Genomic DNA, 26363 nt, shown 5'->3' on the forward strand with positions numbered 1-26363 from the left:
AACCCAAAAAGGAGCGAAATGATTTCGCTCCTTTTCATTTGGTTCTGACAAGCTATTACTGGTTTCCTAGCTGTTGCCCCGGCGTAAATGGAATATCAGCAGCGTTTGTAATGATAGTTGAGACATCGGTGTTGTCGATGACCCGATTAAAGGCCTCGCTTCCAGGTCCTGTTGCGAATATTGGAATCATATTGGCTGTATGTCCACCAGTAGAACTGGCGGCACGAATGCTGGAATTGACCACGCCTACGTTGTAATGTTTAGCGATGGTGCTGCCGACTTCCCAATTGACGCGATTTTGTGGATAGACCATCGTGCGATTGCTTTCTATATTCGTAATGAATTGCTGTGCTTCTTTTAGTGTAAGCTGGATATTGGCATGTTTACTAAACACCTCCATCACACGTTCAGGTGCAAGCCGAGCACCTTTAGCTACTTGGAGCTGTTTCCCCATATATTCAGCGCTCACGTTTACTTTTTTCAAGCCCTCGATGTCCATCTTTTCTGTTGCCGAGATCCCCATCGTTTCGTGATCGGCTAAGACAACGACGAGGGTGTCGTTTCTTTTTTTCGCCCAATCCACAACTGCTTTCACGGTTTGATCAAACGCAATGGTTTCTTTCCAAATACCAGTGACATCGGCAGCATGAGCCATATGATCGATTCTTGCTCCTTCAGCCATTAGAAAAAAACCTTCTTCTCCCCGGGATAGAACATCAATTGCCTTCATCGTCATCTCTTGTAAGGTAGGCTCTTCAGATTTATATTCTTCCTTATCAATTTGAAAATTCATATAGGCAGGGTGGAACAGACCTACTAGTTTATTGTTCCGCGGTGAAGCAGCAACCAACTCATTGCGATTCGTTGCAATCGTATAACCGGCCTTACAGAATTTTTCTATTAAATCAACGCCATTTTGCTTCTTGGGCATAAAATAGCTGGCCCCACCGCCAAGGATGACATCAATTTTATGGTTAAACAGCTGCCGCGCAATATCAGCCGCATCTGTCCAGCGGTTGGCGACGCTCGCTCCAAAAGCAGCAGGTGTCGCATCTACAACCGTGTTTGTAGAAATGATGCCTACTTTTTTGCCGTGTGTTTGAAAGGCATCGAGTATACTATCTACTTCTTGTCCTTTCTCATTAATCGCAATCGATTCATTATTCGTTTTAATACCTGTCGCAATCGCCGAACCACCGGCCGCTGAATCGGTGACAAAGTTATTGGCTGAGTACGTACGCATCAGACCGACATGATCGAGCGTCTCCATATGTAAAACGCCTGTCTTGCCATACTCCAGCTGACGGGCCACTTCCAGCTGACCAAGTCCCATCCCATCACCGATGAGCAAAATCACGTTCTTCGCAGGAGTATCTAGCTGCTGCTTACCATGAACCTGCATCGGAGCAGCTAGGAGGAAGAGCACAACCAGCAAAATGTCACAGCGACTTTTTAAGGTGTGGATAATATGTGTATAAATCTGTTGATAACTGTTGTTCAATTTATATGTCTCCTTTATTTTTAGATGTTGGTTGTAGTATGTGCAGAATTTGGACATATAAGTAACTTAATGTAAAGGAATTGTTTCGTTTAATTGTGTGATTTTTAAGAAAAATATTACAATTATATGACAATTTTTATATTTCTTTTAAAAATATGGGTATAGATTAGTTTTTTTGAAATGGGATGTTTGTTACGATAAACATAGTTTGCTAGATTAGGAGGAGATTTGTTGAAGTCGATTACGAAGAAATTAGTAGCGTTAGGAGCAAGCTTTGCGCTTGTAGCTTCACCATTTGCTAGTATGACAGTGGAAGCTAGTGCAGATCCGATTGCGAAAAAACTGCAATCCGTCAACAGTTCTGGAGCAGTAGCCAAACAGTCTATAAACAACAGTCTATCCAACAAGGACAAAACAAAAAATTTTAGTGACGATACCATCATTGTTAAATATTCTAAACCGTTAACGGTTAATGACCATAAGAAAGCCGGTGGAACGGTTATTCAACAGGTCAGCGGACTAAAGTATGTTGCAATTAAGGTGAAAGATAAGAAAAAATTACAGCAAACGATTAAAAATTATCAAAAGAACAGCAAGGTTATGTCTGTTCAACTAAGCCCTATCTACAAGCAAACGGGCACGATTGATCCAAAGATTAGTGAGCAATATGTTCATGCTCAATTAAATACAGCGAAAGCACAGAAGCTAGCAGGAAAGAATCAAGTGAAAGTAGCGGTTATCGATACGGGGATTAATCGTAGCCATCCTGAGTTAAAAGGTTCGATTATCTCCAGTACAAATATCATTGACCCGATGAATCCAGCAGTCACTGATATTCATGGAACACATGTGGCGGGAATTATTGCCGCGAAGAAAGATAATGGAATCGGTGGATATGGCGTCAATCCAAATGCTAAAATCCTCTCATTCGATGTGTTTGGCGGTGATATTTGGACGTTCGATTACACGATTGCTAATGCTATTTTGGAAGCCGTTGACGAAGGAGCTAAGGTCATTAATATGAGTTTAGGTGGCTCTATGCCTTCTGATCTTTTAAAAGAAGCGGTCGATAAAGCCATTGATCGCGGCGTTGTGGTAGTCGCTGCGGCCGGAAATGATGGAATGAATTTGCCAAGCTATCCGGCAAGCTATGAAGGGGTTATTGGGGTCGGCTCTGTCAATAAAGACAAGAAACTAAGTGAATTCTCTACATATGGTGCTTCGACAGATATTGTCGCACCTGGGGAAGACATTTATGCCCCTTATTATGATGTAAAGAAGGGCTCCACTTTTGAACGTTTAAGCGGTACATCAATGGCCTCACCTGTGGTTGCCGGTGCTGCGGCATTGCTATTGTCCAAGCATCCGAAGCTAACACCAGCGGAAGTGGAATATGTGTTGGAAAAAACAGCAACAGACCTTGGTGAAAAAGGGTTTGATACGAAGTATGGAAATGGTCTTGTTAATCTAACAGGCGCATTAACATACGACGTGAAGAAGATTCCTACTATCGTAAAACAAACATGGGGACAAAAAGAAATCATAAATAATGCTGAGACAATCACTGCTCCAGCAGAAGTGAACGACTCTTTAACTAAGCCTTCGGAGCAGAAGTGGGTGAAGCTGTCGGTTGAAAAAGGCGAATATATTCAAGCTTCATTAATCGGTAATGCTTTTTACGATTATAAAATGAGCATTCATTTTTATGGAGACAATCAGCAGCAACTGACAGATATTAATGATGTAAAAGAAGGAAAAGTAGAAGGGAAATTGATTAAGGCGCCGTTTAGCGGGACGGTTGCAATCGGTGTGAAAGATGTGAATGGCAGCTATGATGATTCGAGCCGCAAGCAGTCTTCCTACACGTTGAAAGTGGACAAACTAACAAGTTTACCGGAAGATGAAGCGACATTAGAAGCTCCTATTGCCATTTCAAGCTTACCATTTACGCAAAACAATTTAGTTTTCACAGGGGAAGAAGGGGAGGATGATTTCTTCCACTTTACATCAAAAGAAGCACAGCTAATGAAGTTTGATATTTCCGGTATTCCTGGAGTAGATGTTAGTGCTCACGTGTATGAAAAAGATCAGCTGTTCCCGCCGGCTATTGAAGGGGAAGGACAGCCAGCAACGGAAATGCCACAAATGGAAACCGTTGTGGACGAGATTCCACCGCTCTATTCAAGCAATACTGGTAGAGTTGGAGAGTCAGAAACTCTTATTTTCAATACGGAAGCCGACAAAGAATACTATATTAAAGTGACAAATAAACCGACATACTATGAAGTTGCTGCCAGCGATTTCGTATTTGAATCTATAGGAAACACAGAAGCGGCCCCATCTGCACTGCCATATAGTGTAAAGCTTGAAGGGAAGATAGTTCCTGAAGATGAAGATCAATATGCTGGTGGAATAGAATTTGAGGAAGAATCGAAGTTTATTGAGTACTTAGCTACGATTGCTAAGCCATACGAGATAGCCTCAACACTTAATGGCTATTTACAAAATACAGGTGATCAAGATTGGTATAAACTGAATCCAACAGCGACAGGGATTTATCAATTCAATCTTCCGACACCAACCGCCAATGTACCAGCTGTTAACTTGTACGAAGTAATCGAGGGGAAAGATGAAGAAGGGAAGCCTTACACATACTTAGCCCCAGTTGCATCTAATGAAGAGTTTAGCTGGTATAGCTGGACGGCTTTAATGGCCAATAAGATTACAACCGGTTTAAAAGCAAATAAAACATATTACATGGCCGTTAGTCCAAATTGGAGTGTAAATCAAATCCCATATGAAGGTTATAGCATCTCATCTAAGCTTCTGATTAACAACCCTGGGGATAAATATGAGGAAAATGATTTGCCTGAGCAAGCAAAAGATTTACCGGCAAAAGGGGTAGAAGCAAACTTTGCTATGCCGAATGATGTGGATACGTATTACTTCACAGCTAAGCAAACAGCAACGTATGGGGTGAATTTCGTTCGTACCCAACCAACGGCTGCTTTGAAGAATAAATATGGTGAAGAATTACTTGCTCCTATTTATGGAGAGATTGTGATTACAGAAGATGTGAACAAAAATCGCAAATTAGACGAAAATGAGTATGAACGTTCGTCTTATATATGGAATTATACAGCCTTAGGAATGACGACGGGCTCCTTTAAGGCAAAGAAAAATCAATCGTATTTCGTTAGCACGCTTGGTATGACAGAGTCGGGTTCGGGCATTTCTCTATTACCGTATAAATTAACTATTGATGCGGTGAATCGAAAAGATGAAGATGCTGGTTCTAAGGTGAAGAATAATACACCGTCTAAACCAATTGCATTAAAGAAAAAGAATAGTAAGTCTTATGCTGCAACTGCATACTTAAACACGGGCTATCAAAATGGAGATACAGATTGGTTCACCTATAAAGCAACTAAAACAGAACAAGCAACGGTAACACTAAATGCCGGAGCCGAAATTGATGGAATAATCGAAGTATACAAGAATGGAAAGCGAGTCGCTAAATCCGATTACTATGGACAAGGTGACAAAGAGATTCTATCTTTGAAACTAACAAAAGGCACATATTATATCAAAGTACGCGACAGCAAAGGCCATGCCTCATTTGACCCGTACACATTATCGTTAAAATTGAAGTAATAGTAGAGCTGGGAGGCTGCCCCAAAAGTCATGGAAAATGGCTTTCGGGGCAGCCTCCCTATTTAATTTCTCCCTAGATACTTCGTTTTTGTGTTCTCAAGGTGTATTGAAGGGCAAAACCGAGAACTCCAGCCAGGGAAAAGTCCTTCATCGAGGTTATGAAGGACGAAATGGGGAACTCCAGCCAGGGAAAAGTCCTTCATCGAGGCTATGAAGGACCAAATCGAGAAATTCAGCCAGGAAAAAGTCCTTCATCGAGGCTATGAAGGCCCAAAATGAGAAATCGAGCCGGAGAAAAGTCCTTCATCGAGGTTATGAAGGCCCAAAGTGAGGAATTCGGCCAGGGAAAAGTCCTTCATTAGAGTCATGTCACAGCGACTTTTCAAACTGTGCATAAACTGTGCACAACTCTGTGGATAACTTCCACCCGTTCTTTTGTGCGGAAGGACGGAATCTCATCCTATAGGCACAAATTGGTTCTTTTTTACATCTGACCAGGATATAGCTAATTATGATATAATTTTACTAGTGTTAACTAATAGAAGTAATTAGGAGAGAAAACCCTATGTTATCTAGTGTTAAGAAACTATTTAATGATAGTTCAAAAGATTTAAAACGCATTTATAAGCTTGTCGATACAGTTAATAGTTTAGAAAGTAAATATGAAGCTTACTCTGACGAAGAGTTGCGTGGTATGAAAGATCAGTTTAAAGCGATGTTAGCTGAAGGAAAAACGTTAAAAGATATTCAATGTGATGCGTTTGCTGTTGTTCGTGAAGCAGCGAAACGTGTATTAGGCTTGCGTCATTATGATGTGCAATTAATTGGCGGGTTTGTATTAAATGAAGGATCGATTGCGCAAATGAATACAGGGGAAGGGAAAACGCTCGTTTCTACCCTACCTAGTTATTTGCATGCGTTAGAAGGAAATGGCGTTCATATCATTACTGCTAATGAATATTTAGCGAGCCGTGATAGAGAGATTATGAAACCAGTTCACGAAATGCTTGGAATGACCGTTGGGTTAAACGTGTCTCAAATGGACTCTTCTTCCAAAAGAGCAGCGTATGCAGCTGATATTACATACGGTACCGGAACAGAATTTGGTTTTGACTATTTACGTGATAATATGGTGTTTTATAAAGAAGCTAAAGTGCAGCGTGGGCATAACTTCGCGATTGTCGATGAAATTGATAGTATTTTAATTGATGAAGCGAGAACGCCGTTAATTATTGCTGGCAAATCAAGCGAGGGGCAAGAGCTGTTTGCGATTACGGCACAAATTATGAAAACGTTCCAGAAAGACGTTGACTATGAAGTGTTTGTAGAAACAAAGCATACGTTTTTAACAGACGAAGGTGCAAATAAGATTGAAAAAGCGTTCGGGATTGATAACTTATACGATCCAGAACATCAAGAGCTGCTTCATAATGTGCTTCAATCATTGAAAGCATACGTGATTATGAAGCGTGATGTGGATTATATTATTAAAGATGGCAAAATCGAATTAATCGACAAATTCACAGGCCGAGTGATGGAAGGCCGCTCATTCAGTGAGGGCTTACACCAAGCGATTGAGGCGAAGGAAGGCGTAGAAATTACGGAGGAAAATGAAACGCAAGCAACGATTACCGTTCAAAACTATTTCCGTTTATACAGCACGTTGTCAGGAATGACAGGAAGTGCAACGCCGTCGAAAAAGGAATTTTGGGAAACGTATCAGCTTCCAGTCGTTACAATTCCGACGAATAAACCGATTTTACGAATCGATGCACCTGATTTAATTTATAAAGATCAAGCAAGTAAAATGAAGAAAATTGTCTCTGAAGTGAAGCGGGTGAACAGTGTAGGACGTCCAGTTTTAATTGGAACAACGTCTATTGAGCAATCAGAAGAGCTGTCGGTTCACTTGAAGAAAGAAAACATTAAACATCTTGTCTTGAATGCTAAAACAGAAGCAGATGAAGCGGAAATTATCGTGAAGGCAGGGCAAAAAGGCCAAGTGATGATTGCGACTAATATGGCAGGTCGTGGTACGGATATTTTACTAGATGATGAAGTAAAAGAATTAGGTGGCTTGTATATTCTAGGAACAGAGCGTCATGAAAGTGAACGAATTGACATGCAGCTTCGCGGTCGAGCTGGACGTCAAGGAGATCCAGGGAATTCACAATTTATTATTTCATTAGAAGATGATTTATTTACGTATTATGACGAAGAACAACATGAACGTTATTTAAGTAAAGTAAAAACAGACGCAGAGGGGCTTGTATTATCACCAGCACCTGATAAGTATATGAAGAAAGTGCAAGAAACGATTGAATATATGCATCAATCTGCTCGTAACCACTTATTAAAGCTGGAAAACCCATTAAATGAACAAAGTAAAATTATTTATTCTATGCGCGATCGCATCTTAGACCTTGAGACAGAAGAAATGTTTTCTATCTTACTAGAATATATGGAAAAATACATTCGTCGACTTGTTGCGGTTTATTATCCGGAAGAAGAAGTGCTTGAAGATGGTGTAGACCGTAGTCCAGAATCGTTTATTAGAGAGCTTTCTATAGTGTTCCTATCATTAGATTGGCAGGAAGAAGAGTTAATCGATGCGGAGCGGGAACAAGTAGAAGAACGAGCAATGGCAGAATTTGAAGAGTTGAAATCCTATATTTTAACGCTTCAAGAAAATGAGGAGCTTGGTCAACATCTGAGAAGCTTCATGCTTGAGCAAATTGATACGCATTGGATGAGCCATTTAGATCGCTTGAGCAACATTAAAGAAGGAATTAGCTTGAGCGGATATGGACAGCAAGATCCGTATCAAATATTCGATAAAGAAGCACTAAACGAATTTAACATGTTAATGAATGAAATCGAATCTGGCATTAGTATTCATTTTATGGATCACGTGAAAGAAGAGCTCGAAGAACAGATGGAGGAAGAGGAGTAATGGGTTTATTCGGAAAGAAACAGAAAAAAGCAGACAATGTAGCTGTTGAAGAGAAAATCGAAACGGCTACAGCGGAAGAAGCCGTTTCAACAGATTCAGATGCGGTCCAAACAAATCTTGTATTTCATGAGGAGTGGCAGCCTTCCACACAAGAAAAATATGTATTAATGTTCCGTCATCAACAGCTGCCAACTCTAAAACCGAATCAACTTTCCATTTCAGGGATTCGTTTGACACGTTTTGAGGAAGATATTCTTGTAGAAGCATTTATTCGTAACGCGCTATCTCGAGCTGTGGAATTTGACATGGTTGATTTAGTATTATTGGATGAAGAGGGTCAACCGATTGTAAAAGGTTCGTTTGATTTATCAGAGATGGGAGAAATGCCGGCGTTATCATGTGTGCCTTGGAGATTTTTCTTTGAGGAAGAGTCGCTGTTAACAGATACGATTCCAGAAGAAGGCTGGACGATTGCATTTGAATTAAAATCTCAAGCAGCAGAACATCAGCTAGATTTAGAGCCTAACTGGAAAGAGCAATTATCTGAAGCGCAAATTGAACATTTGCAGCAGATTGTCGCAGGTCTTCCAGAGTTGAAGAAAGACGAGGTTAATTTTATGGGGCTGGAAGCTGCGTTGAAGGAAGATGCTAGCTTCGCTGTTACTGTATTCATCCGTAATGGAAGTTCGAACGCTATTAGCATTGAACAGCTGCCATTAATTGTGGAAGATGCGGATGGCGACCGAGTTTGTCAAGGCAGCTTTGCGCTTAATGACTTTGCTGTACAGCCGAATACGACAAAGCCATGGACGTTTATTTTTCCTGAGCCGCTTGTTCACAAGAAAAATCCGAATTTATCAAGCTGGAAAGTCTACGTACCGAATGCTTAATCAGCTTGAATCTAAAGACTCCTCATCGATGGATGAGGAGTCTTTTTATCATTAATTTTACATGGAGGAATCAAGAAAATTCTGGCCAATTTGTTTGAACTTGATCTCCCGTAATCTTTTCGAGCGTACGATATGTAAAGGGAATAAGTTCAGTTTCTGATTTATCTGTAAATGGTTGAGCTAGTTCATAAGGAATTAACTCAAATTGTTCCTCAGTTTCAGAAATCAAATAAACACCAACAACTTGGCCGTTATTTGTCATATCTAAAGTTACAAAGGCTGGATAATACGTTTCGTCCTTAGCTTTAAGAACAGCCTTTGCTGTAATCAAATTGTTTTCTTCCTCTTCAACAGCAGGATTGCTGATTTTCTCTAGTGCCTTTACAGCCCATCCTTGCTTTTTATAACCTCCGATAATTTTAGGAGGGTTCTCCTTTAATTGCTCTAAAAGTTCATTCATTTGTTCCTGAGTAGTCATGTATTCCGTATTCCCTCCAATAAAATTAAGTGTTCGAGCAGCGTTAGTTGATTGAGTGAATTATTATTTATTATACACGCTGTATTTTATATAATACACTTTCTTTCGCTCTATTTTATATGATACACTTTCTTTCATTTGCAGGTAAAACATCTTATAAAGTTTTGCTAGAACTTAATAATTGTAACATAGTTGTTATTAATCAAACGATTGATTAAGAAGGAAAAAGCGCAATCATTGAATTTCAAGATGCGCTTTTAATTTATTTTGTGCTTTCAGTCGTTCTTCCTCTGGGACAATTAAGTACCAAATTCCATTAATTCGTTGTCCATTTCCTTCAATAGTCGACTGTTTAATGGATCCTAGAGCCTTTTTGTAATGGTTTTGGATGCTCATCATTTCATCGAAGGTTAAATTTGTTTCTACATTTTTACCGAGAGCTTTGAAAATGCTGCGATAGTTTGTTAAGGATGATAAGCTGGCTCCTTTTTCCACAATCGCTTCAATCACTTGGCGTTGGCGCATTTGGCGGCCAAAATCACCTCGTGGGTCTTCTTTACGAATTCTTGAATAGACAAGAGCCTCTTTTCCGTTTAACGTAATCGTACCTTTTGGAAAACTATAGCCGCCATGGGAAAGGTTCATATCATTTTTAACCGTAATTCCTCCGACTGCCTCGACAATATCTTGAAAGCCTTCCATATTCATCTTGATATAATAATCAATTGGGATATCTAGAAAAGCCTCAACGGTCTTAATAGACATTGGAATACCGCCATATGCATAAGCATGATTCATTTTATCGATTGTCCCATGTCCTACAATTTCTGCCCGTGTATCACGAGGAATGCTGAGCATTTCAACCGATTCCTTTTTGGGATTGACTGTAACAACAATCATCGTATCCGAGCGTCCAACATCATTTGCTCGTTCATCCACACCTAATATGAGCACAGAAAAAGGGTCTTTATTTTTGAATTTAATATCTTCTAGTCGTTTTTCACTTTTATGATCGGTTCCTTGCATACTGTTGACGGCTCCTTTGAGCGATTGGTAAACCATCGCACCATATACAGCGCCGCCAATGAGGAACAGAAGGAATAGAATGCCGAAAAATTTCAGCCATTTATTTTTTCTTTTCTTCTTTTTACGTTCTTGTCTCATTCCAACACCTCCTAGTTCGTTACTATGAAAAGGGATGATTTAAGGAAAAAGCGAAGGGGGGTTCTACCTTCGCTTTTTCCTTTATTATTAGCTGTGTTAAGCAGCTATTTCATCTTCATTCGTTTCTTCTGATGGAGTCGGTTCAGTCGGTTCTTCAATCGGCTCTTCAACTGGGAGAGCTTGTTCAATCTCGGACTGCCACTGCTTTAAGAAGGCTTCTGCTTGTTCAAATTTCTCTGTTGCAACAGCTTGTTGATTCAGCTGCTCAAGCTTCACTAACTGTTCCTTAACGGCTTCATATTCTTTATTATCTGCTTGTTTATCAATTGTAGTCAGTAAAGTATAGCGAGCCATTAAGTTTGTAACAGCTGGTAATTCTTTTTCTACAGGTGCGATATATTTCTTTTGAGCGAGTGTACGTACTTTTTTACTATACATGTTCGAAATCTTTGTTTCTGTCGTGCTTGTTGATTTTTTCCATGTTGTAAACAAACTGTTTGTCTTTGTATTGAACGTTCCTTTTGTAAGAGTGCCAATTAGCTCTTCATGAGTATCTGCTAAGCCTTCACCAGCTTTTACTGCTGTTTGATAAGTCAGGTAGCGATCGCGATATAGTTTAGTTATGCGTAAAGATGCATTCGCTGATGATTGGTAAGCTTTAGGAAGCTTGGTAATAGCTTTTTCTTGCTTCGTAATCTCTTGCTTTGTTTTATTATAAAGGGTTGTTTGTGCATTTGTAATGCGTAAATCACTTGTTTTGTTTACAGACGTGAAATAATACGCTGAAAGTTTCTTCGCTGTTTTGTTAAAAGTTTGAATATCTGTTGTTAGAGCTTTGCTTTTGGCAAGCTGCTCTGTGTTATATAGTTTGGCTCCTTCTTGGGCAGTATATAAACCAATAGCTGCGTTTTGTTGCCAAATCTTCTTAAAGTACTTAATTGGTACATGTGTTTCTCCCGCGTATGGTGCTACTTCAATTGTGTAAGCGGGCTTCTTTTCGGCAGTGGAGAACCAGTCGCTAAACCCGCCGCCGCCTGTATAGCTCGAAGGGGAGATTAAACGATAGCCTGTCATACTGCTGATTTTACGGGCGTGTATACGATCTCTTGTATAGCGGCTGCCTGTTTGACCGTATTTCCAGAAAATGATTTGCCCGCTTGAATGATAGGAAATGGCCATTTCCGGGTCCGTATCTTTGACAAAATCAAGGACCACCTGTGTTTCTTTTGCTGATTCGGGGCTTGTGCCTTTGTAATTTTTAAATTTTGGTACAGAGCCGCCGCCAAGATAATTCCAGCGAGCATCATATTGTCGGTTTAAGTCAATGCCTTTTCCATTAGCTTTCCAACGCTTAAAGTTTTTGCTTCCGTCATTCATTTTAATCAACTTAGCATGATCCTGCTTAGGAAAGGATGTAAGTCCAGTTTGCTGCAGCGTTACACCATCCGGATTAACCATTGGGATAAACCAAAGCGTTGTACTGTTTAAAATTTTCTTAGCATCATACCCATCTATTTTACTGCCTTCTTCATAAGCATTAGCATATTTGTCAATCATGTTCATATTAACAGTTGTTGTAATCCATTCGCGAGCGTGATGAGAGCCGTTGATGAAGACAGTTGCATCTCCTTTTCCAAGAGCGACAGCATAAATATCCCGTCCATATTCAGAGGTCCCAATCACTTTGGCATCCACTAAATCGGGATAGGTTTGTTCTAACTTTTTAATATCCTTGACCATTTTAGAATACGTATACGTTTGATTTGGATTGACAATGTACGATTGTGCGGAAGCCATTTCTGAGAACAGAAAAGACAGTCCGAAACAAATCAATACGGATAGGAGTAGTTTTAATTTGTTCATACGAGCCACCTTTTTGATAGAATATTGAGTTATTTCATAAAAAAAACGAGCTTGGTAATAAGCTCGGTGGTTTAAAAGTTTAATTTTTTATAGCCTATTAATCTACTTTTATAGTAAGCTTCGTTGACAGAGCTAATCATGACACCTTTGCTTGAACTTGCATGGATAAATTGGTTATCTCCTAAGTAAATGCCTAGGTGGTTAATAACTGACCGGTTTGAGCCTGTAGCGAAAAAGACTAAATCGCCTCGCTGTGGTGAGGATACTTTTTTGCCAAGAGCGTAGTAAGTAGAAGAAGAATGTCTAGAAATGTTATATCCAGCTTGTTTAAACGCATAATAAACTAAACCGCTGCAATCAAAGCCTGCAGGAGTTGAACCAGCCCATGAATAAGGTGTACCAATTACCTTTTTGGCTTCTGCAATGACCTTTTCGATGCTTGGATCATTTTCTGTCTCATATGTATTAGCTGATGACTTTGTTTCTTTTGGTAATTCAATAATCATTTCCGGTGATGAACTGGATACAATTAATGTGTCTCCAACTTTAATGACAGTAGAAGACAGGTTATTTAGCTGCTTCAACTCACCCAATGTTAAATTATGTTTGTTTGCAATCTTTGTTAATGTATCGCCAGCTACTACTTTGTAAGTAGTCGTTTTTTCGTTTTTGACAGAAACAGTTGCTTTTGCTGCTGTCGTTTCTTTTTTGGATGTAACTAATTTTTGGTTTACATAGATCGTATTAGACTTTAAGTTATTTAGTTCTTTTAATTTTTTTACAGTCAGATCATACTTTTTGGCGATTTTTGTCAGTGTGTCGCCTTTTTTGACAGTATAAGTACTGGCTGAAGCAGATGAAACAAATAGACCTGATAGCAGAGCTGCTGCTGAAAAAGCGACAATACTTTTTTTCACGAACATTTACCTCCCATAAATCTCTCATATACCTTTTTTCCTATTCTATCAGACAAAAGAGTGGGAACTATATTACAGTTATATTACAAAGTGGTTCAATAGGTAGATATAACTGATTTTATTGAAGAAAATATTACAAATTTCTAAAAAAACTTCCCGTGAATATGGGAAGTTTTTAGAGTAAAGTATTTTTTTAGTTGATGATTAGTTTAATAGTCACGGTTGCTTTTTGTTTATTTGAGTCGGTTGCTGTCGTGGTTACGCTATATATGCCATTTTGTACTTGTATGTTGTTTGAATTTGTCTCATTTTAGCTGAATTTGTGATGACTTGTTTACGTATTTCGAACCGTTACGTAAGCGACTCTGTAAACGGAATGTTTTCCATTGCTCATTTTAGCTGTGACTTTTACTTGACCAGATGGTGCAAAGGAGCCGCTATCTGTTTTTCCGTCCCATTTTCTTGCGTATGTACCACCTGTCCATGCTTTATTTGTAGCTAGTCTTCGAATGACCTGACCCTTTGCATTTTTAATATATAAAGAGATCTTTGTTCCTTTTTTAGCACTAAAGGATATAGGTAGATTATTTGTTCCATTGAAAGCAATCATACGACTAGATAGTTTAAGCTTTGACATCGGCAGTGCAGGTGTTTGTTTTAAGGCTGCATAGGCATCGATTCTTCCGTAGCCATAATAGTTGTCCCGTCCTTTAGCTCCTAAATCAACGCTTGATTTTTTCAAAATATTTTCGACCTCTGTTGGGGCAAGGAACGGATTCTTCGATAAGATTAAAGCACAAGCTCCGCTAACAGTTGGTGCAGCCATGGATGTTCCGCTGTCTTTTGCGTAGCGGCTCGTTGGAACTGTCGAGTAGATGTCGACACCAGGAGCAGCTAGGTCAATATAGGAACCAAAATTAGAAAATGAAGCTCGCGTATCCTTTTGTGTCGTCGCACTCACTGCAATGACGTGCTTATGAGATGCAGGATATTGAAGGCGGCTTGTGTTATCATTTCCGGCAGCAGCGACAACGATTACGCCTTTTTTATAGGCCTCTTGAACAGCATAGTCCAACACATCGGTGTAATCTTCTGTTGTTAAGCTTAAATTGATAATATCAGCACCTGCTTGAACCGCATAATCGATGCCATCAACGACTGTATAAATATCGGCTTCTTCACCTTCAAATACATTAATAGGAATAATCTTTACTTTCGGTGCAACACCGGTAATACCTGTTTTATTCATTGAGGCAGCGATAATGCCAGCAACATGGGTTCCATGAGCGCTAGCTGGTATCGACTTTCCGCCGGTAAGTGCATTGTAAGGAGCAATGATATGTGTTTTTAAGTCTGGATGGCTCGTTTGAACCCCGGCATCAATCACCGCTACTTTGATATCGGGACTTCCAAATGTGACATTCCACGCTTTTGGCATATTGATTTTTTTTAGATTCCATTGCTTTGAATAGTAAGGGTCAGATGGCGTGTGATTCGTCGTCACTTCATAGTTTCGATCGACTAATTCTACTTCTTGGAATGTTGAAAGAGTATCAGTGACCGTATTTAAATCGCTTCCTTCCGGGAGTGATATGAGTGAAAAGTTCCCATTTTCAATGGTTGAAAGCTCATTGGCGTGAACAGTTTGAAAAATGGTTTGCTTTTGAATCGAACTTGTTGAATCTTTGAATTTAATAATTAATTGGTTAGCTGAAGGATTGGCTGCTTCTGTTAAAGATCCACTAATTAAATACATGGTGAAAATAAGTAAAAAGGAAAGAAAAGTTCTCATCACAAGCCTCCTTGTACTAGTCAGTTATATATTCGCATAATAACTAGTTTGATAATATTTAATTGTAGCATGAGTAGAATCCTATTAGTAAAATAAGTTATACCAAAATGTACAAAACTTGTTCACAAATTCCTCTTATTCTACGATATTATAATTATAGAAAATTATAATTATAAAATTTGTAAAAGGAAAGAGCTAAGAGGTGAAAGTTTAGTGAAATCAAAATGGTTAGTCGTTAGTGTGTTTGCTTTGTTTATGTGTCTATTTACTAGCAGTGAATATGCGATTTCAAAAGCGGAGGCAAGCGAAAGTAAGTGGACGGTGACGTATTATTCAAAGCTGAATTTTACAGGTTCAACGGTACAGAAGAAAGCAGACCGTATAAACTACTCATGGGGAACTTCAAATCCTGTTAAAGGAATCCCGCAAAATCGTTTTTCTGCAAAAATGACAAAAACAATTTCCGTTTCAAGCGGGGGAGCTTACCGAATTTCTGGTAAAGCAAATGATGGCGTGAGAGTATATGTAGATGGGAAGAAAAAAGTTGACTATTGGAAGTCTGGCTCACACACATTTAGCAAAGATGTGATGCTTTCAAAAGGAGAGCATAAGATTGAAGTCCACTATTATGATCAAACAGGGACGGCCTATATTACAGTAGATGTGAATAAAGTGGCTGTGAAACTATCAACAGAGCAGTGGACGGGATTGTTTTTTCCAAGTAAAAACTTCACTGGAACACCAGTTAGTACGTCCGTCAAGTCGTTGAATGCTTCATGGGGGTCTAAAGCGCCGCATACAAAGATTCCAGCAGGAACGTATTCTGCTGTGTATCAAAAGAAAGTGGTTGTGGCAAAAGATACGAAGTACATATTGATGGGAAAAGCCAATGATGGCATCCGAATTTATGTAGACGGTAAGAAACAAGTAGATTATTGGAAGCCTGATACGAGAAACTTTGAGAAAAATATTACCTTGAAGAAAGGGACGCATACAATCAAAGTACAGTACTACAATGAGAGTGGAAGTGCAAGATTACAGGTTGATTTAAAAGACGCCTCCACTGTGACACCTTTAGGAAAATGGGATGTTACATTTTATGATCAAAAAGAATTAAAAGGAAAACAAGTAAAACAAACGGCGAGTAAGTTGAATTATAAGTGGGGAACGGCATCTCCTGCTTCAGGCATTCCAAGCAATGGGTTTTCAGCGAAGTTTGTGAAGCGAACTGATCTAAGCGGCGGTACTTATATTATCTCTGGTGGAGCGAATGACGGTATCCGCGTGTATGTAAACGGAAAAAAACAGATTGATTATTGGAAAAACGGAACGTATACGTTTAATCAAGAAATCAAGCTAGATCCTGGTATTGCGATTATTGAAGTGCGTTATTATGACAATACAGGCGATGCACGCATTCAGATGAATGTAACAAAGAAATCAAAAAAGAAGTCGGTTGCCTACAGTAGCCATAATATTACACTGGATACAGCGTTAACGAAGCAAATGAAGACTTCACCACAAACCGATAAGAAATATGGCGCATATGTTCCAAAAAGCAGTGTGAAACTAGCTTCTACAGGAACGAGTGGAAAAACGGTCGATAACGTTGAGATTATTACGACTTCATCCCGCGTATTAGGAAATCTAAAAGAGAATACGAACGTGACGATTCAAGGGGAAAAGTCATTTAATGATGCCGACTATTATAAAATTTTGACGGGCTGGGTAAATGCTTCAAAAACTGATACGAAGTATTACTTAAATCCAGATAGTTTTACGAATAAAAACGAGAAAGAGTATTATCAATATGTGAAGCTTTCTGCGTTCTCTGCTTTAAATGAAAATGAGTTGAATCAAAAAATTCTTTACAATAAAGGGATTTTAAAAAATCGAGCAGATGCGTATTTAAAAGCTGGATTTAAGTACGATGTGAATGAAATTTACTTAATTTCTCATTCATCTCTTGAAACGGGGAATGGTACGTCCCGATTAGCAACAGGGGTGAAAGTCAAAACGAAAAAAGATAGTAAAGGTAACATCGTCTATAACGAAAATGGCGAGAAAGAAATTGTTGTGCTAGATAATGATGCTAAGTCGTATGAAGCAAAAGTATATAATATGTACGGCATCGGTGCTTATGATGATTGTGCACTTGAATGTGGAGCAAGACGTGCGTTCAATGAAGGCTGGACAACGGCAGATAAAGCGATTATTGAAGGAGCAAAATTTGCCGCTGAAAATTATATTTATGCCGGACAAGATACGCTTTATGAAATGAGATGGAATCCAGAAGCTCTTGTTACAAAGGGAGTTCCGTATCACCAATATGCAACAGATATCGGCTGGGCCGTTAAACAAACAGGCAGTTTTGAGAAGCTGTATTCATTGCTTGATAGCTATACAGTGGAATATGATGTACCACGTTATAACTAGGATACGAAAAATGCCCGTGCGTTATGCACGAGCATTTTTTTTCATTTCTGCTGAAAGTAAAAGGTCTATAAGCTGTTTACTCGATTGTCCATTAGAGTAGGTATTCCATTTCTCATTAAATGGCGCCACTTTTTCAAGCATGAAATCATGCGAATGGATTTTTTCGAGGATTTCCTCGGTATTATACACAATTGGGCCGGGCATACTCTCTGTATAATCTTCCCAAAAGCCGCGACGCTCAGCGTATTGTTCTAAATCATAAGCAAAAAAGAGCATTGGTTTTTGGAAGAAAGAAAATTCAAAAGGAATCGACGAGTAGTCCGTAATTAATAAATCGGTTATAACTAATAGCTCGTTTATATGCAGCCCGCGTTTTATTTGATAAACAAAGCCAGGAAATTGCTGCGTCATATTTGGATTCATTGTTACAGCGGGATGAAGCTTTAATAAAACAACATAATCTTTCTCGTACAGCTCCTTATACAGCAAATCCAGATTTAACGCAATGGTGTCAGCATGTAACTCTTCATCGCGAAAGGTTGGAGCATAGAGAATAATTCGTTTCGTTTTTAGCTCTGGGAACGCTTCGTAAAAGGCACGGCGTGAGCGCTCTTTTGCTTGTTCGTCAAAAAAGAAATCCGTTCTCGGTACACCTGTCCGTAAAATTTGGCGATCTTCTACTTGAAAGCTTTCTTTATAAATGTCAGCCATAATCTCCGAGCCGGTTGTCACATAATGAAAGCGGCGGTACACCTCTAAAAAACGCTTTTTAGCTCGTGCTGAACGATATTGGATAGATGGATCGCGCAGGCCAAACTGTTTAACCGCTCCTGCTGCGTGCCATACTTGTACACAGGTTACTTCTCGTTTAAAGGTAACGGCAGCAAGAAAGCCGAAGTAATTATCGATGACAACCCATTTGGACGTAGCAAGATGATAAAAAGCCTGTAACATATGAAAGACATTCTTCGTTTCAAACGGAAGGACGATGGTATGTCCATCGCCCTTTGCATCAAGATTGCTGCCTGATTTTTTTAATAATACTTTTTGAATGGGAATGTTTCGTTGATTGATTTCATCCAAAAGAAATTGGCAATTATCACCGAACGAAGAAACAAAGGCAATCTTATTTCGTACAGGAAAGAGTTTACAGATAGAGAATACCACTTTAATGAAAAGTAAATATCCTTCTATAAAAAGTTCCCTAGCCATTATTTAACTTGCAAAAGATCTTCTTTAATTTGAGAAGTAGAAATACCAATTGTTCTTGGCAAGTATACGACTTCACATACTTCGGATAATTCGTCGAATTTGCCTTTCCAATCGTCTCCCATAACAAAGATGTCGACGCCTTCACGAATAATATCTTCTTTCTTTTGTTCCCAATTGTTTTCTGGAATGACTTTATCGACATAGCGAATGGATTCCAAAATCATTTTTCGGTTCTCGAAGCTATGGTACGCTTTTTTATTTTTTAATGCGTTGAATTCATCTGTTGAAATCGCCACGATTAAATAATCGCCTAATTCTCTAGCGCGCTTTAATAAATTAATATGTCCCCAATGAAGTAAGTCAAAGGTTCCATATGTGATTACTTTTTTCATGTTTTATTTCCTCCCGTAGGTCGTTTCAATCTATAATCAATAGAATATTTATGAACGAAAAAGTCCATCATAGTGGAGAAGAGATAAGCCTACCTTATTATAACCTATTATATTTACAATGAAACAACAAAATTTTAACATCAGTTGTTCAAATATTACAATGCGTTCGGATTTATCCTTCATTTTATAATTTATCTAGTGGATATTCAATATAAATAACCTTTTTTACGTAGAAAACCCCGAATAGGAGGGTGTCCTATTCGGGGCAATCCTGCTTTCTTCATAGTTTAATAAGTTGGTAGATATGTTGTTACATCTAATTGAAGGTTGTATGTAGAAAGGGCATCATACATCTTCGCAATTCGATCGGTTTGTTTAACAGCCCAGCCAATATCTGTTGCATATTGGTGCGTTGCATATCCGTATTTCTCCATACCTGCTGGATTCCAACGCATTTTATAGAGCGTATCTTGGCCAGCATTTACATAACCATTTCCGATGAACTGTGCACCGCCGATAATCGCTTTTTCAGGAGTTGTCCAGCCAGCTTTATAGGCGTATTCAGAACCGCATTGCAGGGCACAAGCATCCTTAGCGCCGATTCCGAACATATTATAAACGACTTTCGGTGTAACCGCTTTGCCGTCTACTTCGCTTACTTTTATACCATTTGAAAGTGCAGAGTAGCCATTTCCTGTTTCAAGCAAGGCATGGCTAATTAAATAAATTTCATTGACGCCGTGTGTTTTGGCAGCCTCAATGAAGGCTTCTCCTTGATTAGCTAGAATGCCTTTTCCACTTAATAAAGCATTATTAAGTTCTGTAGCCTTTGTGTCTGCGAGGTCTGATAGAACTAAGAACTGGTAGGAAGATGTGTCATTCGCTAAGAAGTTCGTTGGATCTACGTAATATTTAACTTGTGTTGCATTGGCTGTTTTCCAAGAGCCAGACTCATCTGTCATAGGCTTCACTTTTACTTGCATTGCTGTTGCTTCATCTACTGTTAAGTTATAGTAAGATAAACCTTTGACATCGTCTTTATGAATGTAACCGGTTGTTGCTGTTCCTGATATGTATATGTTTGCCGTATACCAATTCTCAGAAAATGTTCGATATTTTAATACCTTACTTTGTGTATAGCTTCTTAATACAGAAGAATTCGTAGATGCTTTACTATATACCTTTGTTGGTGCTTTTAAGGCTGCTCCTTCAAGAAGCTGCTGCTTGGAAGTCCAAGCTTTCTCAATATCATTGACATGAATATAGCCCGTTTTCTTTACACCTTTCACATAGATGGTAGCGGTATACCAATTAGGTGAGAAGGTTTGCATTTTAAGAATTGTTCCTTGAGCATAGGATTTTAACTTAGAAGAGCTTGCAGAAGCCTTCTCGTATACATTTGTTGGATTCTTTAAGCCGATTCCAGAAACAGACTCGGTAGATGTGAAAATATCTTCAAGATCATCGACATGAATATAGCCTGTTTTCTTTACACCTTTCACATATACGGTTGCCGTATACCAATTAGATGTGAAAGTTTTCACTTTAAGAACCGTTCCTTGAGCGTAGGATTTTAACGCAGTAGAGCTTTCAGAAGCTTTCGAATACACTTTTGTTGGGCTTTCTACACCAATTCCAGAAACAGACTCTGGAGATGTTGTCACAGTTTCAACATCGTCTTGATGGATATAACCAGTGACGGCTTTTCCATTTACATATACCGATGCTTTATACCAATCATCCGTATATTCTTTGTAGCTAAGAATCGTTCCTTGACTATAGCTTTTTAAAACTGTTGAACTTGTGTTTGTTTGCTCGTACACCTTCGTTGAACTATCTAACGCTATACCTTGCAAGGTAGTAGCAGCGGAAGCGATAGAAGTTGAAAGAGGCAGCAGAGCGAGTGCAAATAGCAGCGTGAAAAAATAGTTGCGAATCTTTTGCAGCATACATTCTCCTCATTTCGTTAAAATTGCTAGGTTATCCATAATTTATCTATTAACCTATTAATTCTAGCATGGTTATTTAAAGTAAGTGAGAGAGAATCATTTTTGTAACGAATTTGTAATGAACTTGTAAAATAGCGCAGATAAAGTGAAACTTCCATCAGTGAGGGTTTTCCTTCATCCCTCACTGATGGTTAGTTGAACCAATCGGACCTTTACGGGCAGTTAACTCCCACCCATCTTCTTTGTTTCCTCATAAGCTTGAGGTGGGAGTTTTACTGCCCGTTAAGTGTGTGAAAAATAAAGGAGAAGTAGTTCGCTTCTAAATGGATATATTATAGAAGAAAAACGAGAAGTTTTTGAATAAGGCTGAACGCTTTCTGCAACTTCTCGTAACGGTATGAAATAATAAGATGAAACAAATGGCACAAAAGTATAGCACTATTGAGAAAAAATAAAAAAACGTATATGATTTTAAAGGTACTAAACAACGGTAAAAAGCCTAACTTAAACTAAGAATTATGGGTGATTTCTATGAAATGGAGTTCTTTTCGAAATTTATTATATAAGAAAAGACCTAAAGTGAAATTGAAGCACAATATATCAATTGTGCAAGATAAAGAAAACGTTACAATCCAAGGAGAGTTTTCTAAAGAGTATTACTGTGCCAAGGAACTGTGGTTTAAATCTAGAAAAGAGGAAGACGATGTCATAAAGGTTGCAGAAATTGCTCCAACTCCTCACTTTCTATTTCAGGTTAATTTGGAAGAGTTGCTGAACAAGTTTCAAGACCTTGAACCAACGATATACGATTGCTATCTCAAAGTACGGGTTCCTGTTGAAGAATTAGGAGAAAAAACGTTAGAACGAATTGAAGAGACAGCGGAGTTTTTCGAGGAAAATGGAGTAAAAATAGCGGAATACTTTATTCGTTTTGGACGTTTTCAAAATACAGTTATTCAACATACACAGACGCATCAATCGGGAGAGAAGCAAGGCGGATTTATTATAACCAAAAAAGGGAATATCTCCTTTGCTTATAATGTCATTCTAGCTCCTTCTGTTAAGTTACAGATTGATAAAATTCAAAATCAAGCAAGTAAGATGATTATCGAAGGAAAAATGTTTACGAAGAACTCTAGAATTGTATCTGGAGAAGCGATTGTTAAAGGCAGAAATAATAAGAAGGAGTATTCTGCACATGTTTCTTTCCTTCACAAAGAAGAGGCTACGATAAAGAAGTATGGCTTAAATCGTTACGAATATGTAGTGGAGTTTGATCGTGAACATTTAGTGAGTAATCAATGGGAAGATGACATATACGATTTTTATTTAAATTTAGATTTGCATGATCAAGAAGAAGAGAAATTAGTACGGATTGGCCGTCCGACGACAAGAGTGAAGTTATTTATTAAGGAAGATTCTGTACAAAAAAATGATGCAGTGGCGGTCATTAATCCTTATTTCACATTTAAAGCCTCCAATCTTTCTTTAGAAGTGTACAACTTTCCTGTGGAAACGTATCGTTTCTTGAAAAAGAAAATGCGCTGGTCGAAGCTTCTGCGCGCTACTCATAAGAAAGATGATGTGTGGATCGTTGGAGAACGAACTTATAAAGCGCAAGATACGGGATATCATTTCTTTAAGCATATGAGACAGAATTACCCTGACAAAGAAGTCTACTATGTGATTGAAAAAGACTCTCCAGAAGCAAAAAATGTAGAACCGTTAGGCAATGTTTTATATTTTAAATCAAAAGAACATATTATGAAGACACTTATTTCAACGAGAGTCATTTCATCGCATCATCCGGATTATTTATATCCAATCCGTACAGGTTCTTTTAAAAGAAAAGTGAAGGCGTTAAAAGTATTTCTTCAGCACGGGGTTATGGGGACGAAGAATATGGTCGCCAATTATGGAAAAAATTCGACTTCAGGTTTTAATACGGATATTTTCCTCGTGAGCTCTGATTTTGAAAAAGATATGATTGTCACGGACTTTGGCTATGATGAAAATGAAGTGTTTGTAACGGGACTTTCGCGTTTTGATAAGCTGTTTGAAAAAGACGTCCCTGTGAAAAAGCAGCTATTAGTCATTCCGACTTGGAGAGACTGGATTACATCGGACGAGGCGTTTTTGGAAAGTGAATATTTTGAGCGCTATCAACAGCTGATTCATCATCCTGATTTGCATGCACTTGCGAAAACACATCAGTTTGAAATTATCTTTTGCTTGCATCCGAATATGCAAAAGTTTACGCACTATTTCCAAGATGCTCCTGTTAAAGTCATCAGTCAAGGAGAAGTGGATGTACAGCGTTTGATTAAAGAAAGTGCGGTTATGATTACGGATTATTCAAGTGTGGCCTTTGACTTTAGTTTTCTACATAAACCAGTTATCTATTATCAATTTGATAGAAGTCGATTTATTGGGAAACGCCCGTCACATTTGAATTTAGATAAAGATCTTCCGGGAGACATTGTGAATGAGCTTGAGGACTTGCTTGCGAAGCTTGAAGAGTCGGCTAATAGTGATTTCATCATGAAGGAAGAGTATATTGAAAGAGCTGATCGTTTTATTAAATATCGAGATTTAAATTCAAGTGAGCGCATATATGAAGCGGTTAAGGAAGCTGAAAAAGAAGAGGGCTTAGTCGAAAAAGTCGTTCATCACCCTGTTTCCAATGTGTTGAAAAATCGCTTTAGAAAGAGTAAACACTATTTCCCAATTATGAAAAAAGCTTATAAAGTAATGTCTAAGGTTCTTCCGGTTGATAAAAATTTAATCCTGTTTGAAAGCGGACTTGGAAAACAGTTTTCTGATAGTCCAAAATATATTTATGAAGAGCTGTTAAAAAGGGATGCTCCTTATAAAAAAGTATGGGTCTATAATAATAATCTACCGGTTAAGGATAAGCAGACGAAACGGATTAAGCGATTGAGCCCCGAATATTATTATTATTTAGCCAAAGCGGGCTATTGGGTGAACAATCAAAACTTCCCAACTTACTTAAGTAAGCGGAAGGAAACGACGTATCTTCAAACGTGGCATGGAACACCGCTGAAGAAAATGCAATTCGATATTGAAAATATTCAAGGAAGAGACGATGAATATTTAAATAGAGTGCATCATGCGACGAAAACGTGGGATTATTTAATTTCACCTAGTCCTTATGCGTCAAAAGCATTTAGAAGTGCCTTTCGCTATGAGAAGGAAATCCTTGAAATTGGTTATCCGAGAAATGATTTGTTTTACCGCGACGACGTCGATGAATTATCGCAGGAGATTATTCGTAAATTAAAATTACCAACTGATAAGAAAGTCATTTTATATGCCCCAACGTTCCGCGATAATCAAACATCGAAAAATAATAAATTTGTGTTTGAACTTAATTTTGATTTAGAAGCGATGAAACAAGCGCTTGGCGATGAATATATTCTGCTCTTGCGTATGCACGTTGTCATTAGCAATAATTTAACGATTCCAGAAGAGTATCAAGACTTTGTGATAAATGTATCGAAATATCCTGATATCCAAGAGCTTTACTTAATTAGTGATATATTAATGACCGATTATTCTTCCGTTATGTTTGATTTTGCTAATACGAATAGACCAATCCTGTATTATACGTATGATTTAGATGATTACCGAGATAACCTGCGAGGATTCTATATCGACTTTGAAGATGAAGCCCCAGGTCCATTAATGAAAACAACAGAAGACATTATTGATGCAGTGCTGCATTTAGATGAAGTAAATAAGAAATACGAGACAAAGTATCGTGCTTTTAGGTCCAAATATTGCGGCTTAGAAGATGGAAAAGCAAGTGAGAGAGCAGTAGATTTGGTTTTTAAGGATTAATATATTGTTCTGGAAGTTCAGCACGTTTCGTTGTCTAGCTGCAGGCGCCTTGCTTCGGAAGGTAAGGAACAGCGGGCGCCTTACGCTTTGGTTAGGAAGGAGAAGTATATGGCATCATTGACACATAAACTAAAGACGATGCTTACGAATACATATAAAGTCGCTTTTGGCATTGCTGGGAAAGTGCTGCCTGTTGACAGAAAGCTTGTGATGTTTGAAAGCTTTCTTGGCAAGCAGTATAGCTGCAATCCGCGGGCGATTTATGAGTATTTGCAAACCCATCATCCGGAATATAAGATGTATTGGAGTGTGGATAAACGGTATACGAAAACCTTTGAGGAGGCAGGTATTCCTTATGTGGCCCGTTTTACGATTCCTTGGCTGTTCAAAATGACACGTGCCCGCTTTTGGGTATCGAATAGTCGTTTGCCGCTTTGGATTCCAAAGCCAAAGCACACTACCTATTTACAAACATGGCATGGAACACCTCTGAAGAAATTAGCAGCGGATATGAAAGAAGTACATATGCCTGGCACGGATACGGAAAAATATAAGAAGAATTTTCACGCGGAATCGAGTAAGTGGGATTATTTAATTTCACCGAATGAATACTCAACGGAAATTTTTGCCCGTGCATTCAATGTAAGCCCGTCTAAAATTATTGAAACTGGCTATCCACGCAATGATATACTGTACAATGGGAACAATCGTGATACAATCGATGCATTGAAGCAAAAAATGGGGATTCCGTTAGATAAAAAGGTAATTCTTTATGCACCAACGTGGAGAGATGATGAGTTTTATGGCAAAGGCAAATATAAATTTGATTTGCAGCTTGATCTTCAGAAAATGCGTGAAGAATTAGGACAAGAGTATGTAATTCTTTTACGTTTACATTATTTGATTGCCGAAAACTTAGATTTATCTTCCTACGAAGGATTTGCTTATAATTTTTCAAACTATGGCGATATCAGCCACCTGTATTTAATTTCTGATTTAATTTTAACCGACTATTCATCGGTATTCTTTGATTATGCCAATTTAAAGCGGCCGATGCTGTTTTATGTATATGATATTGACAAGTATCGAGACAAGCTTCGCGGATTTTATTTTGACTTTGAAGCGACAGCACCAGGTCCATTAGTGAAAACGACAGATGAGGTAATTGCAAGCATTCGCTCTTTAGCTGATGCAGATGCCAACAATGACTCCTTCTACAATAAATTTTGTTCGTTGGAAGATGGCGAAGCTTCTCGTCGTGTCGTAGAAAAAGTGTTTTTAGGAAGGTCTGGGTAAATAAC

General features: G+C 38.5%; 14 protein-coding genes and 1 pseudogene. 6 read left to right on the plus strand and 9 right to left on the minus strand.

The window, feature by feature from the left end:
* Positions 1-55 precede the first annotated feature (55 nt).
* Complete coding sequence (locus D1953_RS12900; RefSeq protein ID WP_119117699.1) at positions 56-1402, minus strand: alkaline phosphatase; 1347 nt, start codon at positions 1400-1402, stop codon at positions 56-58.
* Between the two features lie 330 nt (positions 1403-1732).
* On the opposite strand from D1953_RS12900, the gene D1953_RS12905 reads away from it, so the two are divergent.
* The 3 genes from D1953_RS12905 to D1953_RS12915 all read left to right on the plus strand — a co-directional run bounded on the left by D1953_RS12905 (position 1733) and on the right by D1953_RS12915 (position 8998).
* Complete coding sequence (locus D1953_RS12905) at positions 1733-5155, plus strand: S8 family peptidase (protein WP_119117606.1); 3423 nt, start codon at positions 1733-1735, stop codon at positions 5153-5155.
* 565 nt (positions 5156-5720) lie between these two features.
* Positions 5721-8108, plus strand: a complete 2388-nt coding sequence (gene secA2, locus D1953_RS12910) for an accessory Sec system translocase SecA2 (RefSeq protein WP_119117607.1) — start codon at positions 5721-5723, stop codon at positions 8106-8108.
* Positions 8108-8998, plus strand: a complete 891-nt coding sequence (locus D1953_RS12915) for an accessory Sec system S-layer assembly protein (protein WP_119117608.1) — start codon at positions 8108-8110, stop codon at positions 8996-8998. Before secA2 ends, D1953_RS12915 begins: the two co-directional genes overlap by 1 nt.
* Before the next feature lie 70 nt (positions 8999-9068).
* On the opposite strand, the gene D1953_RS12920 is transcribed toward D1953_RS12915, so the two are convergent.
* The 5 genes from D1953_RS12920 to D1953_RS12940 form a co-directional block, all read right to left on the minus strand.
* Complete coding sequence (locus tag D1953_RS12920) at positions 9069-9476, minus strand: hypothetical protein (RefSeq protein ID WP_119117609.1); 408 nt, start codon at positions 9474-9476, stop codon at positions 9069-9071.
* Positions 9477-9710: 234 nt separating this feature from the next.
* Positions 9711-10640, minus strand: a complete 930-nt coding sequence (locus D1953_RS12925; protein WP_119117610.1) for an LCP family glycopolymer transferase — start codon at positions 10638-10640, stop codon at positions 9711-9713.
* Between the two features lie 96 nt (positions 10641-10736).
* Complete coding sequence (locus D1953_RS12930) at positions 10737-12503, minus strand: M14 family zinc carboxypeptidase (RefSeq protein ID WP_119117611.1); 1767 nt, start codon at positions 12501-12503, stop codon at positions 10737-10739.
* A 71-nt stretch (positions 12504-12574) separates the two neighbouring features.
* Positions 12575-13420, minus strand: a complete 846-nt coding sequence (locus D1953_RS12935; RefSeq protein WP_119117612.1) for a C40 family peptidase — start codon at positions 13418-13420, stop codon at positions 12575-12577.
* A 334-nt stretch (positions 13421-13754) separates the two neighbouring features.
* Positions 13755-15212: a S8 family serine peptidase gene (locus D1953_RS12940; protein ID WP_119117613.1), complete on the minus strand. Its 1458-nt coding sequence runs from the start codon at positions 15210-15212 to the stop codon at positions 13755-13757.
* Between the two features lie 213 nt (positions 15213-15425).
* Between D1953_RS12940 and D1953_RS12945 the strand changes: the two genes are divergently transcribed.
* Positions 15426-17648 (plus strand): PA14 domain-containing protein, encoded by a 2223-nt coding sequence (locus D1953_RS12945; RefSeq protein ID WP_119117614.1) that lies wholly within the window; start codon positions 15426-15428, stop codon positions 17646-17648.
* A 21-nt stretch (positions 17649-17669) separates the two neighbouring features.
* Here the strand turns inward: D1953_RS12945 and D1953_RS12950 are convergent, their stop codons facing one another.
* From D1953_RS12950 to D1953_RS12960, 3 genes are all read right to left on the minus strand, one after another.
* Entirely contained in the window at positions 17670-18860 is a 1191-nt protein-coding gene (locus D1953_RS12950; protein WP_119117615.1) for a CDP-glycerol glycerophosphotransferase family protein, read from the minus strand.
* Positions 18860-19252, minus strand: coding sequence for a glycerol-3-phosphate cytidylyltransferase (tagD, locus tag D1953_RS12955; RefSeq protein ID WP_119117616.1), 393 nt, complete (start codon positions 19250-19252; stop codon positions 18860-18862). The genes D1953_RS12950 and tagD overlap by 1 nt, the downstream gene beginning before the upstream one ends.
* A gap of 287 nt (positions 19253-19539) precedes the next feature.
* Positions 19540-21201, minus strand: a complete 1662-nt coding sequence (locus D1953_RS12960; protein ID WP_119117617.1) for a glucosaminidase domain-containing protein — start codon at positions 21199-21201, stop codon at positions 19540-19542.
* 531 nt (positions 21202-21732) lie between these two features.
* On the opposite strand from D1953_RS12960, the gene D1953_RS12965 reads away from it, so the two are divergent.
* Positions 21733-25062, plus strand: coding sequence for a CDP-glycerol glycerophosphotransferase family protein (locus D1953_RS12965; RefSeq protein ID WP_119117618.1), 3330 nt, complete (start codon positions 21733-21735; stop codon positions 25060-25062).
* Between the two features lie 39 nt (positions 25063-25101).
* Positions 25102-26358, plus strand: a pseudogene (locus tag D1953_RS12970) (CDP-glycerol glycerophosphotransferase family protein); the annotation flags it as partial.
* Positions 26359-26363: the final 5 nt, after the last annotated feature.

It is taken from the genome of Peribacillus asahii, from assembly GCF_003570725.1.
In the GTDB taxonomy this organism is placed as follows: Bacteria; Bacillota; Bacilli; order Bacillales; family DSM-1321; genus Peribacillus; species Peribacillus asahii.

What these genes read in the sequence shown, in the direction of transcription:
- D1953_RS12900 (WP_119117699.1), bottom strand. Translation starts at nt 1,402, where the DNA reads ATGCAGGTTCATGGTAAGCAGCAGCTAGATACTCCTGCGAAGAACGTG.
- secA2 (WP_119117607.1), top strand. Translation starts at nt 5,721, where the DNA reads ATGTTATCTAGTGTTAAGAAACTATTTAATGATAGTTCAAAAGATTTA.
- D1953_RS12915 (WP_119117608.1), top strand. Translation starts at nt 8,108, where the DNA reads ATGGGTTTATTCGGAAAGAAACAGAAAAAAGCAGACAATGTAGCTGTT.
- D1953_RS12920 (WP_119117609.1), bottom strand. Translation starts at nt 9,476, where the DNA reads ATGACTACTCAGGAACAAATGAATGAACTTTTAGAGCAATTAAAGGAG.
- D1953_RS12925 (WP_119117610.1), bottom strand. Translation starts at nt 10,640, where the DNA reads ATGAGACAAGAACGTAAAAAGAAGAAAAGAAAAAATAAATGGCTGAAA.
- D1953_RS12930 (WP_119117611.1), bottom strand. Translation starts at nt 12,503, where the DNA reads ATGAACAAATTAAAACTACTCCTATCCGTATTGATTTGTTTCGGACTG.
- D1953_RS12940 (WP_119117613.1), bottom strand. Translation starts at nt 15,212, where the DNA reads ATGAGAACTTTTCTTTCCTTTTTACTTATTTTCACCATGTATTTAATT.
- D1953_RS12950 (WP_119117615.1), bottom strand. Translation starts at nt 18,860, where the DNA reads ATGGCTAGGGAACTTTTTATAGAAGGATATTTACTTTTCATTAAAGTG.
- tagD (WP_119117616.1), bottom strand. Translation starts at nt 19,252, where the DNA reads ATGAAAAAAGTAATCACATATGGAACCTTTGACTTACTTCATTGGGGA.
- D1953_RS12960 (WP_119117617.1), bottom strand. Translation starts at nt 21,201, where the DNA reads ATGCTGCAAAAGATTCGCAACTATTTTTTCACGCTGCTATTTGCACTC.
- D1953_RS12965 (WP_119117618.1), top strand. Translation starts at nt 21,733, where the DNA reads ATGAAATGGAGTTCTTTTCGAAATTTATTATATAAGAAAAGACCTAAA.